Below are 18,520 nucleotides of genomic sequence, written 5' to 3' on the forward strand. Positions count from 1 at the left end.
GATGGTCGAGGTCTGCTTTGAGCAGACCCCGGGCGCGGACGAAGCTTTCGGACCACTGGTGGCTTATCATGCTGCGACACCCAAAGCTCTGGGGAGAAAGTGAATGAACAACACCATCGTGCCCGCGCTGATCAGACCTGCGAACAATGTTACGATGGCTTGAGCAATTAGCGCAGAGGTTTGAGCGGCCTCCACATCGTGCAATTTCGCCGTCATCGTCCGCTGCGCGTGGCCGGCGGCAGCTGTGATGCTCGCCACCATGGGCTGACAGGCATCAGCGATCTGCTGTGCCGCTTGCCGTTGCACACCGCTGGCTGTCATATCAGCCAAGGCCTTCGCGGAACGCTTGTATTCAACCACCGACCGGTCGAGCGCCTGAGTTAGCTGCTCCACCCTTGCGGCTTGCTGATCAAGCGTCGCCCGCATCGACGCTGCATCGACTAGAAAATTGTTGATAGTATTTTCGATGTCGTCGCTCATGTACTTAATCTCCTAGAATTTCGGTGTCGGAAGGGTCAGGCGGATGACGCGCGCGATGGCGCCGCTGGCGCTAACGCGAGGTGCAATGCGCGGCATCTTCGGCTTCGCGCGGGCTTTTCTCAGTGCTGTTGCCAGCGCATGAGCACCGCTCGGTTTTGGTGTTGGCTGCGGCACGGCCTCGGCTGCGCTGATCTTCGGCGGCCGGTTTACCGCTGGCGTTGAAAACCGCCGCGCCAAGGCGGGGCCGGAACAATTGCGGCCGCAAGCGCTGGCCTTTGATCGCTCGCCGCGAGGACCCCGCAAAATGAGTCCACCCGCCTTTTGACCAGGGCGGGGCGGGGCAGCTTCAAGCTCCCAGCCAACCGACGCCAGACGGGCGTCCAGCTCGTCTCTGGAGCGCGCTGTCTGCATTGCCTCGATCACGGCCGCTGGCGGCTGCACATAGCCGCGCTGTGCTGCCTTTGGCCCTGAAAACCGCTCTCGACCAGGTGCTTTAGCCAGTCGACCAGGTACAGGCTGAAGGCCGCGTTCCGCCTCAATGGCGCGCAGCACTTTCTCGATCTTTAGTTTGGAATTGCTGTCGCTGACGCAGCGGCCATTGGCATCGACACGATTCACGACCAAGTGAAAGTGCGGGTATTTTTTGTCCTCATGGATGACGGCAAAAGCCTGATGCTCGCGCATCTCAAGCTCAACAAGAATCCGCTCGGCGTCTGCCTGCATCTGGGCCGGCGTCACCTTGTCCGTCGGCGAATAGCTGACAGAGAGGTGCAAAATTGGCTTTTTCGCGCGACGGCTCAATCCCGCCTGTGCCTCCATCAGGTCGAGGATTTCGGCAGGATCATCGGAGGATAGATGCATCGAGAAGGAGCCAGCGACGCGCTCCGATGCGGTGCCGCGTAAATAGGCGGCCAGTCGCTTCAGGTCTGCGCCCGTCGGCAGGTTTTTGACCTTGCCGATCATGGCTCGCCCCGCGTTGTGCTGGCCGGATTTTGTGGATTCTCAATTCTCGAGACAATCGCGCCCAGCCTGCGGAACATGACTGTAAGCGCATGCAGATGTTGCTGGTTCAGCGTCTTCGAGCTGTTCCCGATTTTCGCAATCTGGTTGAGGTTTGTGCCGATTGCGCTGAGCGCAGCAATTGCAGCGCGGTCCACTACATGAGCTTTCACTCGCGCGCTGACCGGCTGATCAATCATCATGGCCTGACGCGCAAACCCGGCCATGGTCAAGCCGGTCGCGGCGGCGCTGGCAGCCACAATCTCGCGCTCGGCATCGGACAGCATCAGTTCAAAGCGATGCGTTCTCTTCATTCTCAACCTCACTTGCACCCGGCTCACAGCCGGTTCCGGCCATGGGCCGGCAAGCTGGAGCCGCAGGCGACGTTTTTCGGTGGACCCGGCAAGGGCCCGTCGAAAACACTGCTTGCTTCCCTACCTATATCTGTCTAGCTTATAGCTTGCAAGTAGCTAGCAATCATGTCGATCGGACTCTTTATGGCCCTTCAGCAGGACGCCTTAGAAGCATGGCAATCGGGCGGGGCAGAAAGCTGGTCGATGCAGATGGTAGGGCAGGTCTTTGGGCCCCTCGGTGGTGCTGGTCCGACGCTGTTCAGCCTAAGTCTCGGCTATTTCAACATCGCCATGCTTGCGATAGGCGGGGTGCTGTTTTTCTACAACGTAACCGCGGGCGTTCTGCAGACGGCGCACGAGGGGGAAGTTTTGGGACGCCGCTGGAGTTCCCTCTGGGCCCCGATCCGCGTGATCTTCGCGATCGGCCTGATGACGCCGATGCCCAACCTCGGTGGATACAACACCGGCCAAGCGGCAATCGCTCAAATTGTCCGGGGGTCAACGGCCCTTGCATCGCTGATTTGGACAAGGGCTGTCCCGGCTTTACTCGATGGCCACGTTCAGATCGTCGCGTCAACACCAACTATTCCAACCCAGTTTCTCCGCGAAGCCTGGAACATGTCGGCATGCCTGTCTCTTGCGAACCATCAGCTCGGAGCTGCAGGTTCTGCGGTCCGCGCGATCGTGACTCAGGTTAAGCACGACAATGGAGCTGTGGCTTTCCTCACTGGACTCAGTCGGAGCGGCGAAACCGCGGGCATCTGCGGCTCATTGGCAACCCCGGCGTCGCCAACGCACCTGGCCGAGCCCGCTCGCACGGCATTTGCAGCTGCCCACACTGAGGCAATCGTAAAGCTGCTATCGGCAACGGGCGCTCTGACCGATCGCGCTTTGCAGTCCTCGCTATCGCGGGACGGGCAGCCGCTCTCGATAGCCGATGAGCTCAGAAGTGGATTGATCGCGGCAAACGCAGCGCTGCTGCCGGTGGCCGAGTTGGTGAAAGAGGCCTCTACTGGCGAGGGGCAGCAGAGGCTAAGGGAGTATATCGGGAACGATACCGGTCAGGGATGGCTAGCAGCTGGCAGCTACTATCTGGTCCTCGCCCGACTGCACCAGGAAGCGTCCTCAGTGCTGTCGGCGAGACCCACGGTCCTGACGCCTGCTCGGTACACCTTTGAGAGCACCGGCTCGAGCCTTGATGCAGCCGCAACGGGACGCTGGCAGGGGTGGCTCGGCAATGCCAGCGCCCAAAACCTGCCGCTGGATCAGGAAGAAGTGCAACGCATCGGCTCGGACATGGAGCGTGCATTTGCACGTGCATCGGCGACACTCTCATCTTTCGGGTTTGCCCTTCCTGACCCCGCGCTGGCCGCTGCACTTTCCCCGCAACAGGGCGAGGGCGGCGCAATCTGGGATGCATTCGGTGCGGCTGTCGATGGCGTTGGCCGACAACTCGCGCAGCAGGTCGCACTCTATTTCGCGCCAGACTCGCACGGCACCGACCCGCTGGTCGGTCTGGTTAGCCTGGGACAGTTCCTGGTCGGGGCGGCGGCTAGCCTGCTCGGTGCTCTGGCCGTCGCATCGGCAATACCGATGCTTGGTGCAAGCATAACGACGGCAATGGTTGTGATTGGGCCACTCGTGTTGGCCATGACCGTGACCGGCGGCGCCATGTCCGTCCTGCTGCCAGCCATGCCGTTCGTCCTGTGGGTGCTCGCTGTCTTTGGCTACTTCCTGGCCGTCGTCGTCGCCATTGTCGGCGCGCCACTTTGGGCCCTCGCGCATCTTCGGTTGGACGGGGAAGGCATTGCGCACGATTCGGCCAAGCCCGGATATCTGCTGCTTCTCCGGCTCGCGCTCACCCCCATCCTGATGGTCATTGGCTTTTTTGCGGCCATGGCAGTGTTCCGCGCCGTGTCTGGACTGAACGGAGTCGGCATCTACTACCTATTGAGCAGTTTCGGTGGTCATCCGATCTTTTGGTTGGTGTCGGTCGTCGTGATGACGGTCCTGACCGTGGCCATTTTCCTGATTGTGATCGAGCGATCCTTTTCGCTCGTCACTGCCTTGCCGAACGCAGTCCTGACCTGGATCGGCGGCGGCTCTAACAACGACGAAAACTGAAAGGACGAACGATGAAAGCAGCATTCGAAAAGTGGCAGGCCTGGCCCATGCCATTCAGAATGGTCAGCGTAGTGGTGGCGCTCTCTGTTCTTGCAGGTGTCTTCAGCGGGGGTATGTCATGAGTCCGCAGCCATCCAACATGGTGCGACTGGGGGCATACGTTCTCAAGCGTGCGGCGGGGCGCAGCTCAGGGGCAATTTCACCCGCGCGGTTGCGTCAGATCCTCCAGGGCGCCGCCCCCGTTCGGGAAGAGCGATTTTGTTTCTGGGCAGTGCTGGTTCAAAGTTCGCCAGTTGAGCGCGTGCATTTGGCGATTCACGTCGGGCAATCATGGCCCCAGTTTGCTGTGCGCTTCGAGGCCCTAACCGGCATTAGGCGTGATCGTGCGCACGTTGGGACCCGTCCTGGCCAAAAAGGTCTCTCAACGCCTCCTTGCTGACGCCCTAGGCTTCGACTACCGGCAAGTCAATTGCCGACGCTTACGACTGAGGTAATGGCGCACTTGGCCTTGACACAGCGGCTCTCGACCGGCCAATTCTCTATATATTGCAGATTATGCATCAATGGTGACAAATCACCTTCCGCGACGGCCACGTTTGACTTAATCTACTGGCGTTACATTCAGTACTACGTCGAGGGACGAAATGAGTGCACACGTCGGAATTGCTAGAACTTCAGAAGAGGCCAAACGTCGCGGATACTCGAAGATAGCTGCGCCCGGTGAACGTGACCCGAAGAAGGGGTGGATTCACATTTCCCATGGCAGCTCTACGAAAGATGTAGGTTCATTATGTTACATCGGACCGTGCTATCAGGACGGCTCGGGCACCCGGCCGGTTTGTTATATCGATGAGGAAGGAGCCTGCGACGATTGTTACGATGAACCGGATGCCCCCTGCGACTAGTTTTGGTCACACCTTCAGTCGATCGTCACTGACCCCGTAGCATAGCCTCCACGAGCCCAGTCGCGCGGTGACAGCGCTCCAATGACACTCACTTTCCGCCCTGTTGTTGGAACGGTCTGCCCCGCGCTGACCGATATGTTTTCGGCCGATCCACTTGACAGCTCCACGCGGTAGTCGACCGCGACTCTTCCACCATTTTGGACTCTATTCCGCTTGAGTATCAACGGGTGGTCCTCACCAAGAAGCACTACGTCGGCTTCTGCCACAGGCGTTCCAACCGGAAAATCAAGTCGCCAGGAAATTGTATTTGGCACCTAATAACTCCCTCCAAGCTGCAGCGAGTTCAACTCGCCGAGCATAAATTGATCAAATGCGCTGCTTCCGCGTAGCCGGTCCCCAACCCCCACGACCCCATTTCTAAGCAGCCATAGCAAGCTGTCAGCCTTGTAGACACCTCGAGTGGAGGCGAGGTAGTCCACCGCCGCCTGATTGACTGCGTACGCGAACATGCTGTTTCGTTCGGACATCGCAAGATAGCGCACCATCTTGGCACCAAGATCGCACCATTCCCCCACGCTTCCGAACGGCACGGAAGCCAAGTCATCGATCTTGAATAGCGCCTGCTCTACTGTGCTGCTGGCGGCGAAACCCTTGACTTGTTCGTCACAATACGGAAGTGGGGTGGTCCATTGGCCGATCATTAAAGGCGAGCCGGCGGAGAGATGCGCGCCCTCTCCTACCAGGCCACGGTGAATGATCTGATGCTCGGAATCCGCTTCGAACAAGAATTCCGGATCCAGAAATGGGAAAATTGCACCCCCCGCGCCAAGCGACGATACGTCCACAGCGGGCACCTCACTTCGAATATGGGGTTCCGCGTCACGCGGGCCGGACATCCAACCCTTACCGGTCGAGTAGGTGACCCCGTCACCGTCAGATTGCACGAAGAATAGTCCAAGGGCACTCTTGTCTTCCTTCTCCGGCGTCAGGCCTACAAGGAAGGGGAAAAACAGCGATGCAGTCGGGAATTGGTCACGGGTACCGACACTGCTCATACCTCGGCACGGCTCGTTGTAGTTAGTTCCGCATTTAGTCCTCACCAAGTGGCCAACTGTGGTTGAGAAACGATCAAAGTAGTCGAGGTCCCCAGTCAAACCGGATGCTGCTAGGTCTGCAGCAAGCCCGCTTGCCCGATACGCCTCAAGTACCTCATTGAAATTTCGCTCTAGCACGCGACCGGCCAAATAGACATCGATGTACGAGTCCATAGTGTCAGCGAGGGCCGGTGCACCTGTAGAGGCCAAGTAACCGCTATAGGCGCCCTCTACCTCGAGGGCGACCTCCTTCATCTTGCTACGAAATTCCAGGACTATCCGGCCATATGCATTCTCAAGTGCCACGATCTTGGCCTCTGGTATTCCACTCCCTGGGTGGTAGAGACGGTTTGTCGGAACGTGGCTCAGATCACCGACGTCATTGAAGGTCTTAGAGGCAGCGCCAGCCTCTGCACGAAATGCAGCCAATAGCGCGCCAACTATTCCGGCCTGGGGATGCAGCGATGATGCTGAGAGGGACGGATGGCCCACCGCAACGTGATCGATCGTAAGCATAACGTCTTTTTGGGTACCGGTATAGGTAAACGACAGACAAGCGCTAATCGAACTGCAATTGCTCGACAGTGTATCGCGATAGCCGCCAAGATCATTGATCACAATCTCGTCGATGTTGATCGCAAGACTGCGAATGTCTCCCTCAAAACGTCCTTTAACCGCGGCGCGCTGCGCGTCAAAACTTGCCTTGAGTCTGGCGAAATAGGTTCTATTTGAATCGGCTGCTAGCCAAGAAATAGTGTTAATATTAGAGGAGGTGGGAAGCCGATAATATTGATAAACACCGTCGAGCGTGCCGAAATCGCTAAATAGTGATCGACTTACGTATTGGGAATGCTTCCTGAACGCTCTAGCGAACAAGGTATTGAGCAGCAGTCCGTCATGCTTTGATACCTGCGTTGTCAGACTCATATAAAGGGATGAGATCATCTTGAATCCAAGAGGGCTTCCCACCAAGAACATGTTCTTTGTAGTATCCGTTAGACGAACAATTCTTTTTTCAAGTAAAGATGATAGAATATCTGGATCTTGCAGCAGAAGCAGCCTGCTATCAAGCGCTGTGTTTGCAGTGAGTACTGTCGACGGCGAGAACAACATGTTTATGCCGTCCGGATGAAACAACCCATCGGCATCCACGTACCCTGGTAGCCACTCTACCCCTTGCCCGGCATCAAGCACTGAAGGCCGCATCGCTATGTCCCCAAGCGTGGCGGTCGAAAAAAGTCGGTCTACGCATTGGGCCTTACCGTCAAAATCCCCCGATCGCAGGGCTTTCAATAGCTGACCAATGGTATTTTCCAGAGCAGTCTTAGTGTCTTGGGCTGTCTCAAGATCCCGTCTGAGACGATCATAACAGTTGGTCGACCCGACAAAACGGGGGTGCGCTATACCGGTGTTTCCATTGCCAGATGCCAAATACGTCGACATAAACGTGTCGACCTCGCTTACAACTGCCAGCTTTGCGGCCTCTGGTGTGCTTCTCTTCGATAGCAAAGCGGTCCAGAAGTGGACGTTGTACGTGTCAATTTGGCTAGCCAACGCATTTAGTCGAAACTGGTACTCCTCCTCCGCACTCGACGTCGCCAAATCATTAAGATCAGTCAGCTGATCTTCAATGAGTCTGAAGTTCGAAATAAGGAATGCGAACTGAGTATCGAGTTTTCGATCTATCTCGCTTAGGGCCCGATCAACGCGATCGAATCGGTCGTTCATTTCCTGGCGCAAATTCGCAATGTCTCGACGAATTGCCGCAAGTTGCTTCAGCAGTGCTGCAGTCTGGCCCTGCGAACCGCCACTGCCCGATCCAAATATCTCACCTGCGATCTGTACGCCAATAGCCGCGACGGCTACATAGTTTTGCGTAGAGGCCGCCATGGCAAGGTTAGTTAGGGTCTGAATGTTGTCTATATATTGACCAACTGCCGGATCGTCGATGCCCACTAGAACGGCCGTCTTCTTCAAGGTGTCATATAATGACTTGGCGTTCTTATCGTATTGCCTAGCAAACTCCTGCCACTCGGCACGTTCTGATGGTGTTTGATCGGCTACTGTCTGGCTTGCTGTCGCCCTCAAGGGCGGCGTCGACAGCATCGCCACTGCTGCTTCAGTTGCCAACACCAGTTCGTTCGCTATCGCGTCGATCTCGTCGATAAGAGCATCTTTTTCTTCATCGGTTGTGCCTGGCGCGTCGACGAGCGCATCCAATTCCTCCATGTGTTCCCGCGCGGCAGCGAAGAGCTGCGTCAATGGAGAGGCAGGAAACAGACCAGGAGAAAAGTTTGCCGCCGTGGTGGTGTCGCTAATCGCAAACTGGTTTGAGGGGGACAAATCAAAGGATCCTGAGAAGAATCCGCGAAATTCCCGATTTCCCGGGTCAAAAGCGTGGACTATCGAGAAGAAGGGCGGGCGGTCTTCCAGAAGGTTGGCGATTTGTGCGAACTCGTGACCCTCGTAAAAGGCGCCATCCCCCGGTACGTCATCAAATGCTCGCGTGATAAACTGTGGAAGCAACCGAACAGTGGCCATTTGCCCAGCGCTCAGGCGCATTCGGTCGATCTGGAGATGATAGCCCATATTGTTGGCGTGAACCAAAATCCGCGCCAGCGCTGAGGCGTCTAGCTGCGAGAAATGGGCAGCGCGTTTTTGGTAAAATGAACGAGCCTCACGCCGTCCACTAAATTGCCCGAAGTTGAGGACCACCTCCAAGAACGCGAAGTGACTGGCGGCTCGGCTGCGACTATTCCCACCACTGAGTAGCTGCCGAAGCAGTTCGGCAGAGACTATGTACTCAATAGAGCTTGTCGGACGCTCCTCGATCACAAGTGATCGGGTTACATTGTCTAAGAGTACCAGCCCATCGTCCCCGAGCCGGAGGTTTGTTAGGTTGGGCAAATTGTCATCAGAGATGCCCTGCCACAATGTCGATAGGAAAGCGGCCAGCGCAATTGTAAGGAAAACAATTACCTTGCGAAACAAGCTCCTAGGCATGGTCCCTCCACCACCAATGAGATGGTCTCTTCACGGTAACTTCCTGCGTCAGGCACGCACCGAATGATAGTTCTAAATGCACCTAGTCAATGGCAATATACACCTGCCCTGAACTTGGGCAATACATGTTGCGGTTAGTCGATTTGAGCGGCGACCCTATAGACGTCGGTGATCGCGCCACCACAGTGCATGCATCGACGGCGTTGCGAATTATTGATGATTGATAGTAGCTATGCTGAAGCCTCCGTGGGCTCGCGGTCCTGAGCTAGCTTGGCTCCTCCCCGCGGAAACTAAGTGCCGAGCAATTCCGCCGTTGTCTCGTCAGCAGGTCACCTAAGGTCCCATTTGGACTTAGGAGCGGGTCGAGGTTGGGGCGAGGCTCAACTAAGGTTGGGCTGGTTGGGTCAACCTGAACTAGCCAAGTCCCGAGATCAGTGGCTTGTGCTAATCGTTTCCGGGCTCACGGCCAGCGTCTAGATTAGGCGCGCATGTGTGTGGATCGCGACGTTGGGGCCCTGCAGCCAGGTAAGCTGGGAGGTGGATGCGAAGGCTTGGAACCCTTCGATCAAAACGGTCTACGACGGGAGGCTTTGCTACTTCGAGACCCCCTTTTTTAAGTCAGGCTGAGGGTTCGCAGTCGTGTCCTTTAGACCTAAGCGTCTCCGGATATCCTCAGCTCGGGCCTCATTTGCGCCATTCACGACCGCCCCAGCATCGTAGAGCGAAAGCCATGCTCGATCAGTCAAGTCGCGCATAGCTTTCGCCGCCTCCTGCTTGTCAGCGGCGCGAATGTAAAAGTTTACTTGAATCACTCCCGCTTTTTTCCGGCGCTCACGCATGGCGACGGAGTTATCTTGCTTGGAAGGGGGCGCAGACTGGTCACTCATCGGGCATTTCCTAGAAAATAGCTAGCGATTTTGGGAATCAATCGCATAGCATGTTTCTAGCAACATCCGCCGTCTCGGGAAATCTCACGTTTATTAGCGTTGGTATAGATGTTGGTATCCAGCCGTATGCAAAACTGGGAGACGTGCACGTATGCTAGCCATACGCGCAGATATTCGATTCCGGTCCCGGGCACCATTTCTCTGTTCGCCAAACCCCGCGAATGAGTGAGAAAACTCCAGAAATCTGGTGAAAATCTGCAACGAATGACCGGGCGTGTCCGGCATGTTCGCCTGCAGCCAAGCCCTTTTGGGGTATAATTTGGGGTATACCTACAAGCTGCGGGCAATCGTCAGGGGAACGCTAGCAAGGAGCATTGCCTCTTGGGAAGCAGGCTGGCCAAAGTCCTGCGATTGCTGCGGGACCATTTCATTCAGTGGGGCACCAGAGCCGCCGGGTGGTCCGGTCCCCGCACCACAGTTCATTTCTGGTGGCGGCCGTCTGTTGCGGCGACCGCGCCGCGTTGTGCACCCCCGTGCTGGCAGTCATACCTAACGACATGCTGCGCCGATCCCTGCAAGGCGATCCATCTTTGGAACTGCAGTTTCATTCTGCTGGGTTATTCTCCCCGACGGGTTCGAGGGCAGGATGATGGACACCGACAGTGCTCTGCTGCTGCGGCTGCAGACTGAGATACTTGAGACGGTGGCCTGTGGCGAACCGCTGGTGGCCGTTGCCGATCTGCTGTGCCGTCGCGCCGAGGCCCTTGCACCCGGCGCGATCTGTTCCATCCTTACCGTCGACGCCGACGGCCTCATGCATCCGCTGGCAGCGCCCAGTCTGCCACTGGCCTATTCCAGCGCTCTCGATGACCTTCCCTGCGGCCCGATGACTGGCTCCTGCGGCACTGCCGCATTCCGCAAGGAAGCGGTAATCGTCACCGATATCGCCACCGATCCGCTATGGCATGACTATCGCGGCCTGGCCGAGCCCCTGGGCCTGCGCGCCTGCTGGTCCACGCCCATCTGCGATCGGGACGACCGGGTCGTGGGCACCTTTGCCTTCTATTATCGCACCAGCCGCGGGCCGGACGAGCTCGAGCGCAGTATCGTCGAGACCTGCGTGCGCCTATGCGCCATCGCCATCGAGCACGAGCAGGTTCGGCAGCGCAATCATCGCCTGGCCTATTTCGACGCCCTGACCGGCCTGCCCAATCGCGGCCGGTTCAATGAAATGCTGACCCGCGCCATCGCCATGGACGAGCCGTTCGGCCTGCTGCTGGTTGACATTGATCACCTCAAGCTCGTCAACGACACCGTCGGGCACATCTTCGGCGACATGCTGATCCGCACCGTGGCCGAGCGTATCGCCGATTGCCACCCTTCGCTGACCGCATACCGGCTGGGTGGCGACGAATTTGCCGTGCTGGTCACCGATTGCGCCACCCATGATGCGCTCGAACAAGCCGCCAGCCGCATGCTGGCCGCCGTGCGTGGTCTCATTCAGGCGGGCGAGCAGACGATCGATCCCCACATCACCGTTGGCGGTGCACTGTTCGGGTCCGACGGTACCGATGGCGCTTCGCTCAGCCAGAACGCCGACTTCGCCCTCTATCACGCCAAGGATATCAGGCGCGGCGGCTATGTCCGGTTCGTGCCCGGCCTGCGCACCTCCATGCTGGAGCGCGCCAATATGGTTCGATCCGTCGATCAGGCGCTGCGGGAAAAGCGCATGCTCGCGCATTACCAGCCGATCGTCAGGCTCGATACAGCCGAGGTGGTCGGTCTTGAAGCGCTGGCGCGCATGCGCATGCCCAACGGCCGCATCGCCTCAGCCGGGGAGTTTCACGCCGCGCTGGCCGATCCGCGCATTGCCTGGCAGTTGACCGGCCAGATGCTGACCCAGATTGCCGGTGACATCAGGCATTGGCTGGATCTGGGTATCGACTTCCAGCATGTCGGCATCAACGTCACGACCGGAGACTTCCAGCGCGGTGATCTCGAACATCGGATCGTTGACACTTTCGAGCGCGCCAGCGTGCCGCTCAAGCATGTCGTGCTCGAGGTCAACGAGTCCGTCTATATGGGCGGCAATGACCAGATGGTGCCCCGCGCCGTCAAGGCGCTGCGCGAGCGGGGCCTGCTGGTGGCGCTCGATGATTTCGGCACCGGCTTTGCCTCGCTCACCCACCTGCTGAGCTTTCCTGTCGATATCATCAAGATCGACCGCTCCTTCGTCTCCCGTCTCGGCACGGACGCGGCCTGCGACGTCGTCGTGGGCTCGATCATCGACATTGCCCGCAAGCTCGATATGAGGCTGGTTGCCGAGGGCATTGAAACGCCCGAACAGGCCCGCATCCTGTCCGATCTCGGCTGCGCCATGGGGCAGGGCTATCTCTATGCCCGCCCATCCTCGATGGAAGATGCCACACGCCTGCTCACCCTGTTTGCCGAGAAGCCAGGCGGTGCCCACGACGCCGAAAAGCGCCGCATCGCCTGAGTTGCAATCGCGCCGCCACTGGCGCAATCTGTCCCTGGCTATCCAGCTGGACCAAAGTCGCATGGCGCACGCGCCGCGCTGACAGGACGGTGACAGGGACGCGACCTATTCTCCCTCGTCACGAACGCAACGACGTTCCGGATAATACATGGGAGGACTTATGAACAAGCTGCTTTTGGCTGCGCTGGTATCCGGCGCAATGGCTGTTCCCGCTTTCGCCGCAGACTACACTATCATGGCCCCGGCATCGCCGGGTGGCGGCTGGGATCAGACCGCTCGCACCATGCAGGAGGCCATGCAGGCCGAGGGCATTTCGGGCAATGTACAGGTGACCAACGTTCCCGGCGCCGGTGGCACGATCGGCCTGGCTCAGTTCGTCAACCAGTATACCGGCAATCCCAACGCCCTGATCGTGGGTGGCTATGTCATGGTTGGCGCCGTGCTGACCAATGCCTCCCCGGTATCGCTCGCCAACGTCACCCCGATTGCCCGACTGACCGGTGAATCCGATGTGATCGTGGTGCCTGCCAATTCCGAATTGCAGTCGCTCGATGACCTGGTTGCCATGCTCAAGGCCGATCCCGGCTCGGTTTCCTGGGCCGGTGGCTCCGCTGGCGGCGTTGACCACATCGCAGCCGGGCTTATTGCCAAGGCAGTTGGTGTCGATCCCACTGCCGTCAACTACATCGCCTATTCAGGTGGTGGCGAGGCCCTTGCGGCCGTCCTCGGTGGTCAGGTGACGGTCGGTATTTCCGGTGCTGGCGAATTCGCTGCCCAGATTGAAGCTGGGGACCTGCGGGCGCTGGCGGTGACGGGCGATGAGCCCTTCAACGGCATCCCGACCCTGCAGGATGGTGGCGTCGATGTGGTGGTGCAGAACTGGCGCATGGTTGCCGCGGCTCCCGGCCTGACCGACGAGCAGAAGGCCGCCATCAATGCCGACATCGAAAAGCTGGTCGCATCGGCAACCTGGACCGAAGCCCTGGCCACCAAGGGTTGGGTTAATACCTACCTGGCTGGCGACGCCTTTGATGCCCAGCTGACCAAGGACATTGCGGCCACCGAGGCCATCCTGAAAGACATCGGCCTGGTGCAATGAGCATTGGCGAACCCAAACTAGCGCGTCGCCCCGATGGGGCGGCGCTTTTCATTGCCGTGATTCTGGCGGTGATCGCCGGGATCATCATCTGGCAGATGAGCCTGATGCGGGTGCCGCCCGTCCAGCAGCGGGTCGGCCCGACGGTGTTTCCCTATGCCATCGCTGGCGCCCTGATCCTGCTGTCCATCGGTACCGCGGTGTCGGCATTGCGCGGCAGTTTCCCGGCTCGTGAAAAGGGCAGCATGGCCCCCATGGCATGGATCGTCGCCGGCCTCCTGGCGCAGATTCTGTTGCTCTCGACCGCTGGCTTTGCTGTGGCCACCGGGTTGTTGTTCGCCTTCACCGCCAAGGGATTTGGTCGCGGCCCGCTGTGGCAGACCATTCCCATCGGTATCGTCTTTGCCCTGATCGTCTGGTTCATCTTCGCGCGCGGCCTGCAACTGTCGCTGCCCGCCGGACCACTCGAACGCCTTCTGCCGTGATCGGACCGCGCTGAAATGGACACATTCGGCCTTCTCGGACAGGGACTGATCGCTGCAATGCAGTGGCAGAACCTCATCTATGCCTTCATTGGCGTGACCCTGGGCACGGCGGTCGGTGTATTGCCCGGCATCGGCCCGGCACTCACCGTTGCCTTGTTGCTGCCGGTCACCTACCGACTCGATCCGGCCGGATCGCTCATCATGTTTGCCGGCATTTACTATGGCGGCATGTATGGCGGTTCCACCACCTCCATCCTGCTCAACACGCCGGGCGAAAGCGCCTCGATCGTCACGGCGCTCGAAGGCAACAAGATGGCCCGCAAGGGCAGGGGCGGTCCGGCTCTTGCCACCTCGGCCATCGGCTCGTTTGTCGCCGGACTCATCGCCACGCTGGGCCTGGCCTTCATCGCTCCCTTCGTTGTCAAGTTCGCGCTGATGTTCGGTCCCGCCGACTATTTCGCGCTGATGATCCTGGCTTTCATCACTGTTTCGGCCGCGTTCGGCGACTCCGCCCTGCGCGGGCTGACAGCCCTGTTCATTGGCCTGGGCTTGGGCGTGATCGGCATCGACCTGCAGACTGGGCAGGCGCGTCTCGCCTTCGGCATCCCCGACCTGCTGGACGGTATTGAAGTCACCACGCTTGCGGTGGCCATGTTCGCCATCGGCGAAACCCTGATGATCGCCAGCACCAGCGGCAGCATCAAGGACGAGGTCATCGCCGTCAAAGGCTCGATCTGGATGACCGCCGAGGATTGGAAGCGCTCCTGGGGTGCCTGGCTGCGTGGTACTGCCATCGGCTTTCCCATCGGCGCCATGCCGGCGGGCGGTGCCGAGATCGGCACCTTCTTCTCCTACGCCACCGAGAAGCAGCTCACCAAGCATCCCGAGGAGTTCGGCGAGGGCGCCATCGAAGGCGTGGCCGGGCCAGAGGCGGCCAACAATGCATCTGCCGCCGGAACGCTGGTGCCCCTGCTGACGCTGGGCCTGCCCACCACCGCGACTGCCGCCATTATGCTGGCGGGCTTCCAGCAATTCGGGCTGCAACCAGGCCCCCTGCTGTTCGCCAATAACGCCAGCCTTGTCTGGGCGCTGATCGCCAGCCTGCTGGTCGCCAATTTCATGCTGGTTGTGCTCAACCTGCCGCTGATCGGCCTATGGGTGCGCCTGCTGACCATTCCCAAGCCCTGGCTCTATGGCGGCATTCTGGTGTTCGCGACGCTCGGCACACTGGGCGCCAATGGCGCCATGTCGGGGCATATCGGCCCGATCAGCTTCTCGTTCGAGCTGATGATGCTGCTGGCATTCGGCATACTGGGCTACCTGCTGCGCCGCTTCGGTTATCCCATAGCGCCAGTCGTTGTTGGCCTGATCCTGGGCCCGATGGCCGAGCAACAGCTACGCCGCGCGCTGGCCATCAGTCAGGGCGACTTCACTGCCCTGTTCCACTCGCCTATCGCCATTGTTCTCTACATGCTGGCCACGGCCGCCATTCTGATCCCGCTCTACTTCCGCCTGCGCGGCAAGGGCGAGGTCTTTAGTCAGTTGGCGAGTGACGAGGACTGATCGATAAAGCAAAAGCCCGGACGCCCCTATTCTGGGCATCCGGGCTTTCTTGCATTCAATCGACCGCTCGGCGCGGCGCACAGCGAGGGAAGCGCGCGCCAGGGAGACTTTAGAGCTTGCCGATCGAACGGAAAGCGTCGACGTCGATACCCAGGGACTTGAGGTGCTTGGCCTTGGGCGCGCGCCCACCCTCGACCGCGTTCGAGACGGCAGCAGCGCTGCCGAACACTTCGACAAAGGTGCCAAGGGTCGCAAAGAACGACTTGCGGGTGGTGCTCATAGCCAGTCTCCTCATCAGCCCCGACCGAATTGCCGGGCCGCTTTCATGACTAGACAAATGGGCGCATCCGACCTCTTTCGCTAGGCCCAAAAGGTCAACTCAGCCATGCACTCGGTGCAATCGTGTTCTTGTTGATCGCAAAAACACCCAGCATACGCCAAATTTTATAAGACCTTTGTCCTATCCATGCGTCGAGAGCATGGCTGGCAGGCCCAAACTAGGGCTTGGGTGAAACGATCTCGCCCCAGCTGTCGAGGAACCGCTTCCGCCGCTGCTGGTCCAGCGACACCAACAGCGCGGGCCCCAGCGGAATAGGCTGGATAACACCGCGGCCGCGCGCCGCGATGGCCTCGCCGGTCCATTCGCCGCTGCCACCCGGCACCACCGAACCCAGCGCCGTCTGCTCGGCCGCTATGGCCTGTCCGGCCGGCGACAACGCAAAGTCCACGAAGGCCTTGCCCAGTTCGGGGTAGGGTGCATCCCGCGGGATCAGCATGGCCCGCGTCAGCACCAGCACATAATCATCAGGCACCACGATTTCGATATTGGCGCCATCGGCCTGGCGCGCAAAGGCATATGACCCCAGCACATTGTAGCCCAGCGCCAGCGACCCATCGGCCACGCCATTGAGAATGGCCGGGCTCGACCCGGAAAACACCGCCTCCACCCGTCCGAAGGCCGCGGCCAGCCGCCAGAAGTTGGATGAGATCACCTGGTCCTGCGAGGCCAGCAGATAGCCCACCCCCGACAGGGCGATGTCATAGGTCGCGATCGAGCCGCGGAAGCGTTCGGTCTGCGTTTCCAGCATTTCCGCCAGCCTCAGATGGGTGCGTGGCACCTCCTCCGCGCTGATGCGATTGGGATTATAGATGATGACGGCCGGCTCGAAGGTAAAGCCGAACACCTCATTGCGCCAATGCGCCCAGTCCGGCAGGTCGCCCAGAAAGGGGCTGTCATGGGCCATGGCATGGCCGTCATTGGCGAGCTTGATCTGGAGGTCCGACGCCGAGCTGACCAGCAGGTCGGGCTTGGGCAGCATGTTGCCGCTCAGATACCGCTCATAAAGCGGCACGGAGTCGGTTTCCTCATAAACCACCGTCACGTCCGGCCGCATTGCCTGGAAGCCGGCGATGAATTGCGCAAACAGCGGCGTGTCGGTCACCCCCACAATCGTCAGCACCACATTGCTGCTACCATCAGGCGCCGGATAGCTGGTCGTGTCGGCCGCCGCTCCGCGGGGATCGAGCAGCAGCAGGCACAGCACCAGCGCCGACAGCGAGCCGAGCGCCCGCCGCAATTGCTCGGTCTTGGGGTTGCGCCCCACTGTGGGCAGCTCGATTTCCACCACCAGCCCCCCACCGGCCCGATCCTTGAGCCGCAACACCCCGCGATGGGCCTCCACCACGCGCTTGACGATCGACAGCCCCAGCCCCGAGCCCGCCGTCGCCCCGCTGGCCGTGCCGCGTTTGAACCGCTCCAGCACTGCGGGCTTTTCGTTGTCTGCAATGCCCGGTCCGTGGTCGCTCACGTCGAGTGTCATCACGCCATCGGCCACGCCGCCGCTGATCTCCACCGCTCCCGTCGAATAGACCAGCGCATTGTCCACCACATTGCGCAGCATCTCGCGCAGGGCCACGCGGTCGCCGCGGATCTGCGCCCCCGCAGCCGCCTCCGACAAATCCACCACCAGCCGTCCGGCCTGGTCGGGGTCCAGCCGCTGCCGCACCTCCTCCACCACCAGCCCGAACGCCGTGGTGTCGGTCTCCTGGTTCTCCAGCCGGTGCGAAATCGTCGCCTCCATCAGCAGTTGGCTGACCAGCTGGCTGGCCTGCACCGCACCCTGGTGGATGCGGCCCACCCGGGCGCGCAGGGCCGCCGGGTCCTGCTCGTCCATCGCCACCTCTGCCTGCGCCCGCAGCGACGCCAGCGGCGTCCGCACCTCGTGTGCGGCCTCGGCCACCAGCCCTGTCACCCGCTCCATGGCGCTGCCCAGCCGCGCCATGAAGGCGTTGAGGCCGGCCACCAGCTGGCTCACCTCGTCCGGCACCGGAACGTTGATGGGGCTGAGGTCATCTGGGGCCCGTCCGCGCAGTTCCTGTTCGAGCTGGTAGAGCGGCGCAAACATGCGGCCGATGCCGAACCACACCAGAGCTATGGCCAGCAGCGTCAGGGCGATCACCGGCACGATGGCATTGGAGAGGATCTCCCCCGCCAGCGCCTCGCGCTCGCTCTGCGTTTCGGCGACATGGATGGTCACCCAGTCCGCCTCGCCCCCCGATGAGGTCAGCCGCCCCACGCTGGCCACCCGCACCAGGTCGCCCCGATAGATCATGTCCGCGAATACCGGCCCCGCCGATGTCATTTCGGGCAGCATGCCCGACAGGTCCTCATAGCCCGTCACGCCACCGCCATCAGGGCTTTCCACCGCATAGAACACGCGGTCCCGTCCCGAAAACATGCCAAACGAGGCAAAGGGCAGTTCGACGATGACAGCATCGTCTTCCACCTGCACGGCCCCGGCAATGGTCAAGGCCGACGCCGCCAGCAATCGGTCAAATGCCCGGTCGGCGGCCCGCTCCGCATAGTCGCGGATGAAGATGATCAGCACCACCGCCGCCGCCAGCAACAGCGCCAGCGCCAGCGCCAGGATGCGCCGACGGATGGAGAAGGTTTTGTCGGTTTGCCCGGCCACTATCCCACCCCACCCACCGGGTCCACCCTCCCCCCTGTGGGGAGGGAAGCGAGATAGGACTT

General features: G+C 60.1%; 12 protein-coding genes. 5 read left to right on the forward strand and 7 right to left on the reverse strand.

Annotated elements, in window-relative coordinates:
- Positions 1-66 precede the first annotated feature (66 nt).
- The 3 genes from IH615_RS12200 to mobC are packed head-to-tail and all read right to left on the reverse strand — an operon-like array spanning position 67 to position 1,793.
- Positions 67-480 (reverse strand): hypothetical protein, encoded by a 414-nt coding sequence (locus IH615_RS12200; RefSeq protein ID WP_291362142.1) that lies wholly within the window; start codon positions 478-480, stop codon positions 67-69.
- A gap of 12 nt (positions 481-492) precedes the next feature.
- Positions 493-1,443 carry a relaxase/mobilization nuclease domain-containing protein gene (locus tag IH615_RS12205; protein WP_291362143.1) on the reverse strand — a complete coding sequence of 317 codons (951 nt, stop codon included), beginning with the start codon at positions 1,441-1,443 and terminating at the stop codon, positions 493-495.
- Positions 1,440-1,793 (reverse strand): plasmid mobilization relaxosome protein MobC, encoded by a 354-nt coding sequence (gene mobC / locus IH615_RS12210; RefSeq protein ID WP_291362144.1) that lies wholly within the window; start codon positions 1,791-1,793, stop codon positions 1,440-1,442. Before mobC ends, IH615_RS12205 begins: the two co-directional genes overlap by 4 nt.
- Positions 1,794-1,958: 165 nt before the next feature.
- On the opposite strand from mobC, the gene IH615_RS12215 reads away from it, so the two are divergent.
- Complete coding sequence (locus IH615_RS12215) at positions 1,959-3,956, forward strand: DotA/TraY family protein (RefSeq protein ID WP_291362145.1); 1,998 nt, start codon at positions 1,959-1,961, stop codon at positions 3,954-3,956.
- 1,219 nt (positions 3,957-5,175) lie between these two features.
- Here IH615_RS12215 and IH615_RS12220 read toward each other — a convergent pair.
- On the reverse strand, positions 5,176-8,946 hold the full coding sequence (locus IH615_RS12220; RefSeq protein WP_291362146.1) for a hypothetical protein: 3,771 nt from the start codon (positions 8,944-8,946) through the stop codon (positions 5,176-5,178).
- Between the two features lie 605 nt (positions 8,947-9,551).
- On the reverse strand, positions 9,552-9,845 hold the full coding sequence (locus IH615_RS12225) for a hypothetical protein (RefSeq protein ID WP_291362147.1): 294 nt from the start codon (positions 9,843-9,845) through the stop codon (positions 9,552-9,554).
- A gap of 649 nt (positions 9,846-10,494) precedes the next feature.
- On the opposite strand from IH615_RS12225, the gene IH615_RS12230 reads away from it, so the two are divergent.
- The 4 genes from IH615_RS12230 (at position 10,495) to IH615_RS12245 (ending at position 15,486) form a co-directional block, all read left to right on the forward strand.
- Entirely contained in the window at positions 10,495-12,342 is a 1,848-nt protein-coding gene (locus tag IH615_RS12230; RefSeq protein WP_291362148.1) for an EAL domain-containing protein, read from the forward strand.
- Between the two features lie 160 nt (positions 12,343-12,502).
- Positions 12,503-13,441 (forward strand): tripartite tricarboxylate transporter substrate binding protein, encoded by a 939-nt coding sequence (locus IH615_RS12235; protein ID WP_291362149.1) that lies wholly within the window; start codon positions 12,503-12,505, stop codon positions 13,439-13,441.
- On the forward strand, positions 13,438-13,923 hold the full coding sequence (locus IH615_RS12240) for a tripartite tricarboxylate transporter TctB family protein (RefSeq protein ID WP_291362150.1): 486 nt from the start codon (positions 13,438-13,440) through the stop codon (positions 13,921-13,923). The genes IH615_RS12235 and IH615_RS12240 overlap by 4 nt, the downstream gene beginning before the upstream one ends.
- 15 nt (positions 13,924-13,938) lie before the next feature.
- Entirely contained in the window at positions 13,939-15,486 is a 1,548-nt protein-coding gene (locus IH615_RS12245; protein WP_291362151.1) for a tripartite tricarboxylate transporter permease, read from the forward strand.
- Positions 15,487-15,595: 109 nt separating this feature from the next.
- Here IH615_RS12245 and IH615_RS12250 read toward each other — a convergent pair whose 3' ends face one another.
- Both IH615_RS12250 and IH615_RS12255 read right to left on the reverse strand, forming a co-directional pair.
- Positions 15,596-15,766 carry a hypothetical protein gene (locus IH615_RS12250; RefSeq protein WP_291362152.1) on the reverse strand — a complete coding sequence of 57 codons (171 nt, stop codon included), beginning with the start codon at positions 15,764-15,766 and terminating at the stop codon, positions 15,596-15,598.
- 217 nt (positions 15,767-15,983) lie between these two features.
- Complete coding sequence (locus tag IH615_RS12255; protein ID WP_291362153.1) at positions 15,984-18,458, reverse strand: extracellular solute-binding protein; 2,475 nt, start codon at positions 18,456-18,458, stop codon at positions 15,984-15,986.
- Positions 18,459-18,520: the final 62 nt, after the last annotated feature.

Source organism: Devosia sp., from assembly GCF_014860165.1.
In the GTDB taxonomy this organism is placed as follows: Bacteria; Pseudomonadota; Alphaproteobacteria; order Rhizobiales; family Devosiaceae; genus Devosia.

What these genes read in the sequence shown, in the direction of transcription:
- IH615_RS12240 (WP_291362150.1), top strand. Translation starts at nt 13,438, where the DNA reads ATGAGCATTGGCGAACCCAAACTAGCGCGTCGCCCCGATGGGGCGGCG.
- IH615_RS12245 (WP_291362151.1), top strand. Translation starts at nt 13,939, where the DNA reads ATGGACACATTCGGCCTTCTCGGACAGGGACTGATCGCTGCAATGCAG.
- IH615_RS12230 (WP_291362148.1), top strand. Translation starts at nt 10,495, where the DNA reads ATGGACACCGACAGTGCTCTGCTGCTGCGGCTGCAGACTGAGATACTT.
- IH615_RS12200 (WP_291362142.1), bottom strand. Translation starts at nt 480, where the DNA reads ATGAGCGACGACATCGAAAATACTATCAACAATTTTCTAGTCGATGCA.
- IH615_RS12225 (WP_291362147.1), bottom strand. Translation starts at nt 9,845, where the DNA reads ATGAGTGACCAGTCTGCGCCCCCTTCCAAGCAAGATAACTCCGTCGCC.
- IH615_RS12235 (WP_291362149.1), top strand. Translation starts at nt 12,503, where the DNA reads ATGAACAAGCTGCTTTTGGCTGCGCTGGTATCCGGCGCAATGGCTGTT.
- IH615_RS12250 (WP_291362152.1), bottom strand. Translation starts at nt 15,766, where the DNA reads ATGAGCACCACCCGCAAGTCGTTCTTTGCGACCCTTGGCACCTTTGTC.
- IH615_RS12215 (WP_291362145.1), top strand. Translation starts at nt 1,959, where the DNA reads ATGTCGATCGGACTCTTTATGGCCCTTCAGCAGGACGCCTTAGAAGCA.
- mobC (WP_291362144.1), bottom strand. Translation starts at nt 1,793, where the DNA reads ATGAAGAGAACGCATCGCTTTGAACTGATGCTGTCCGATGCCGAGCGC.
- IH615_RS12205 (WP_291362143.1), bottom strand. Translation starts at nt 1,443, where the DNA reads ATGATCGGCAAGGTCAAAAACCTGCCGACGGGCGCAGACCTGAAGCGA.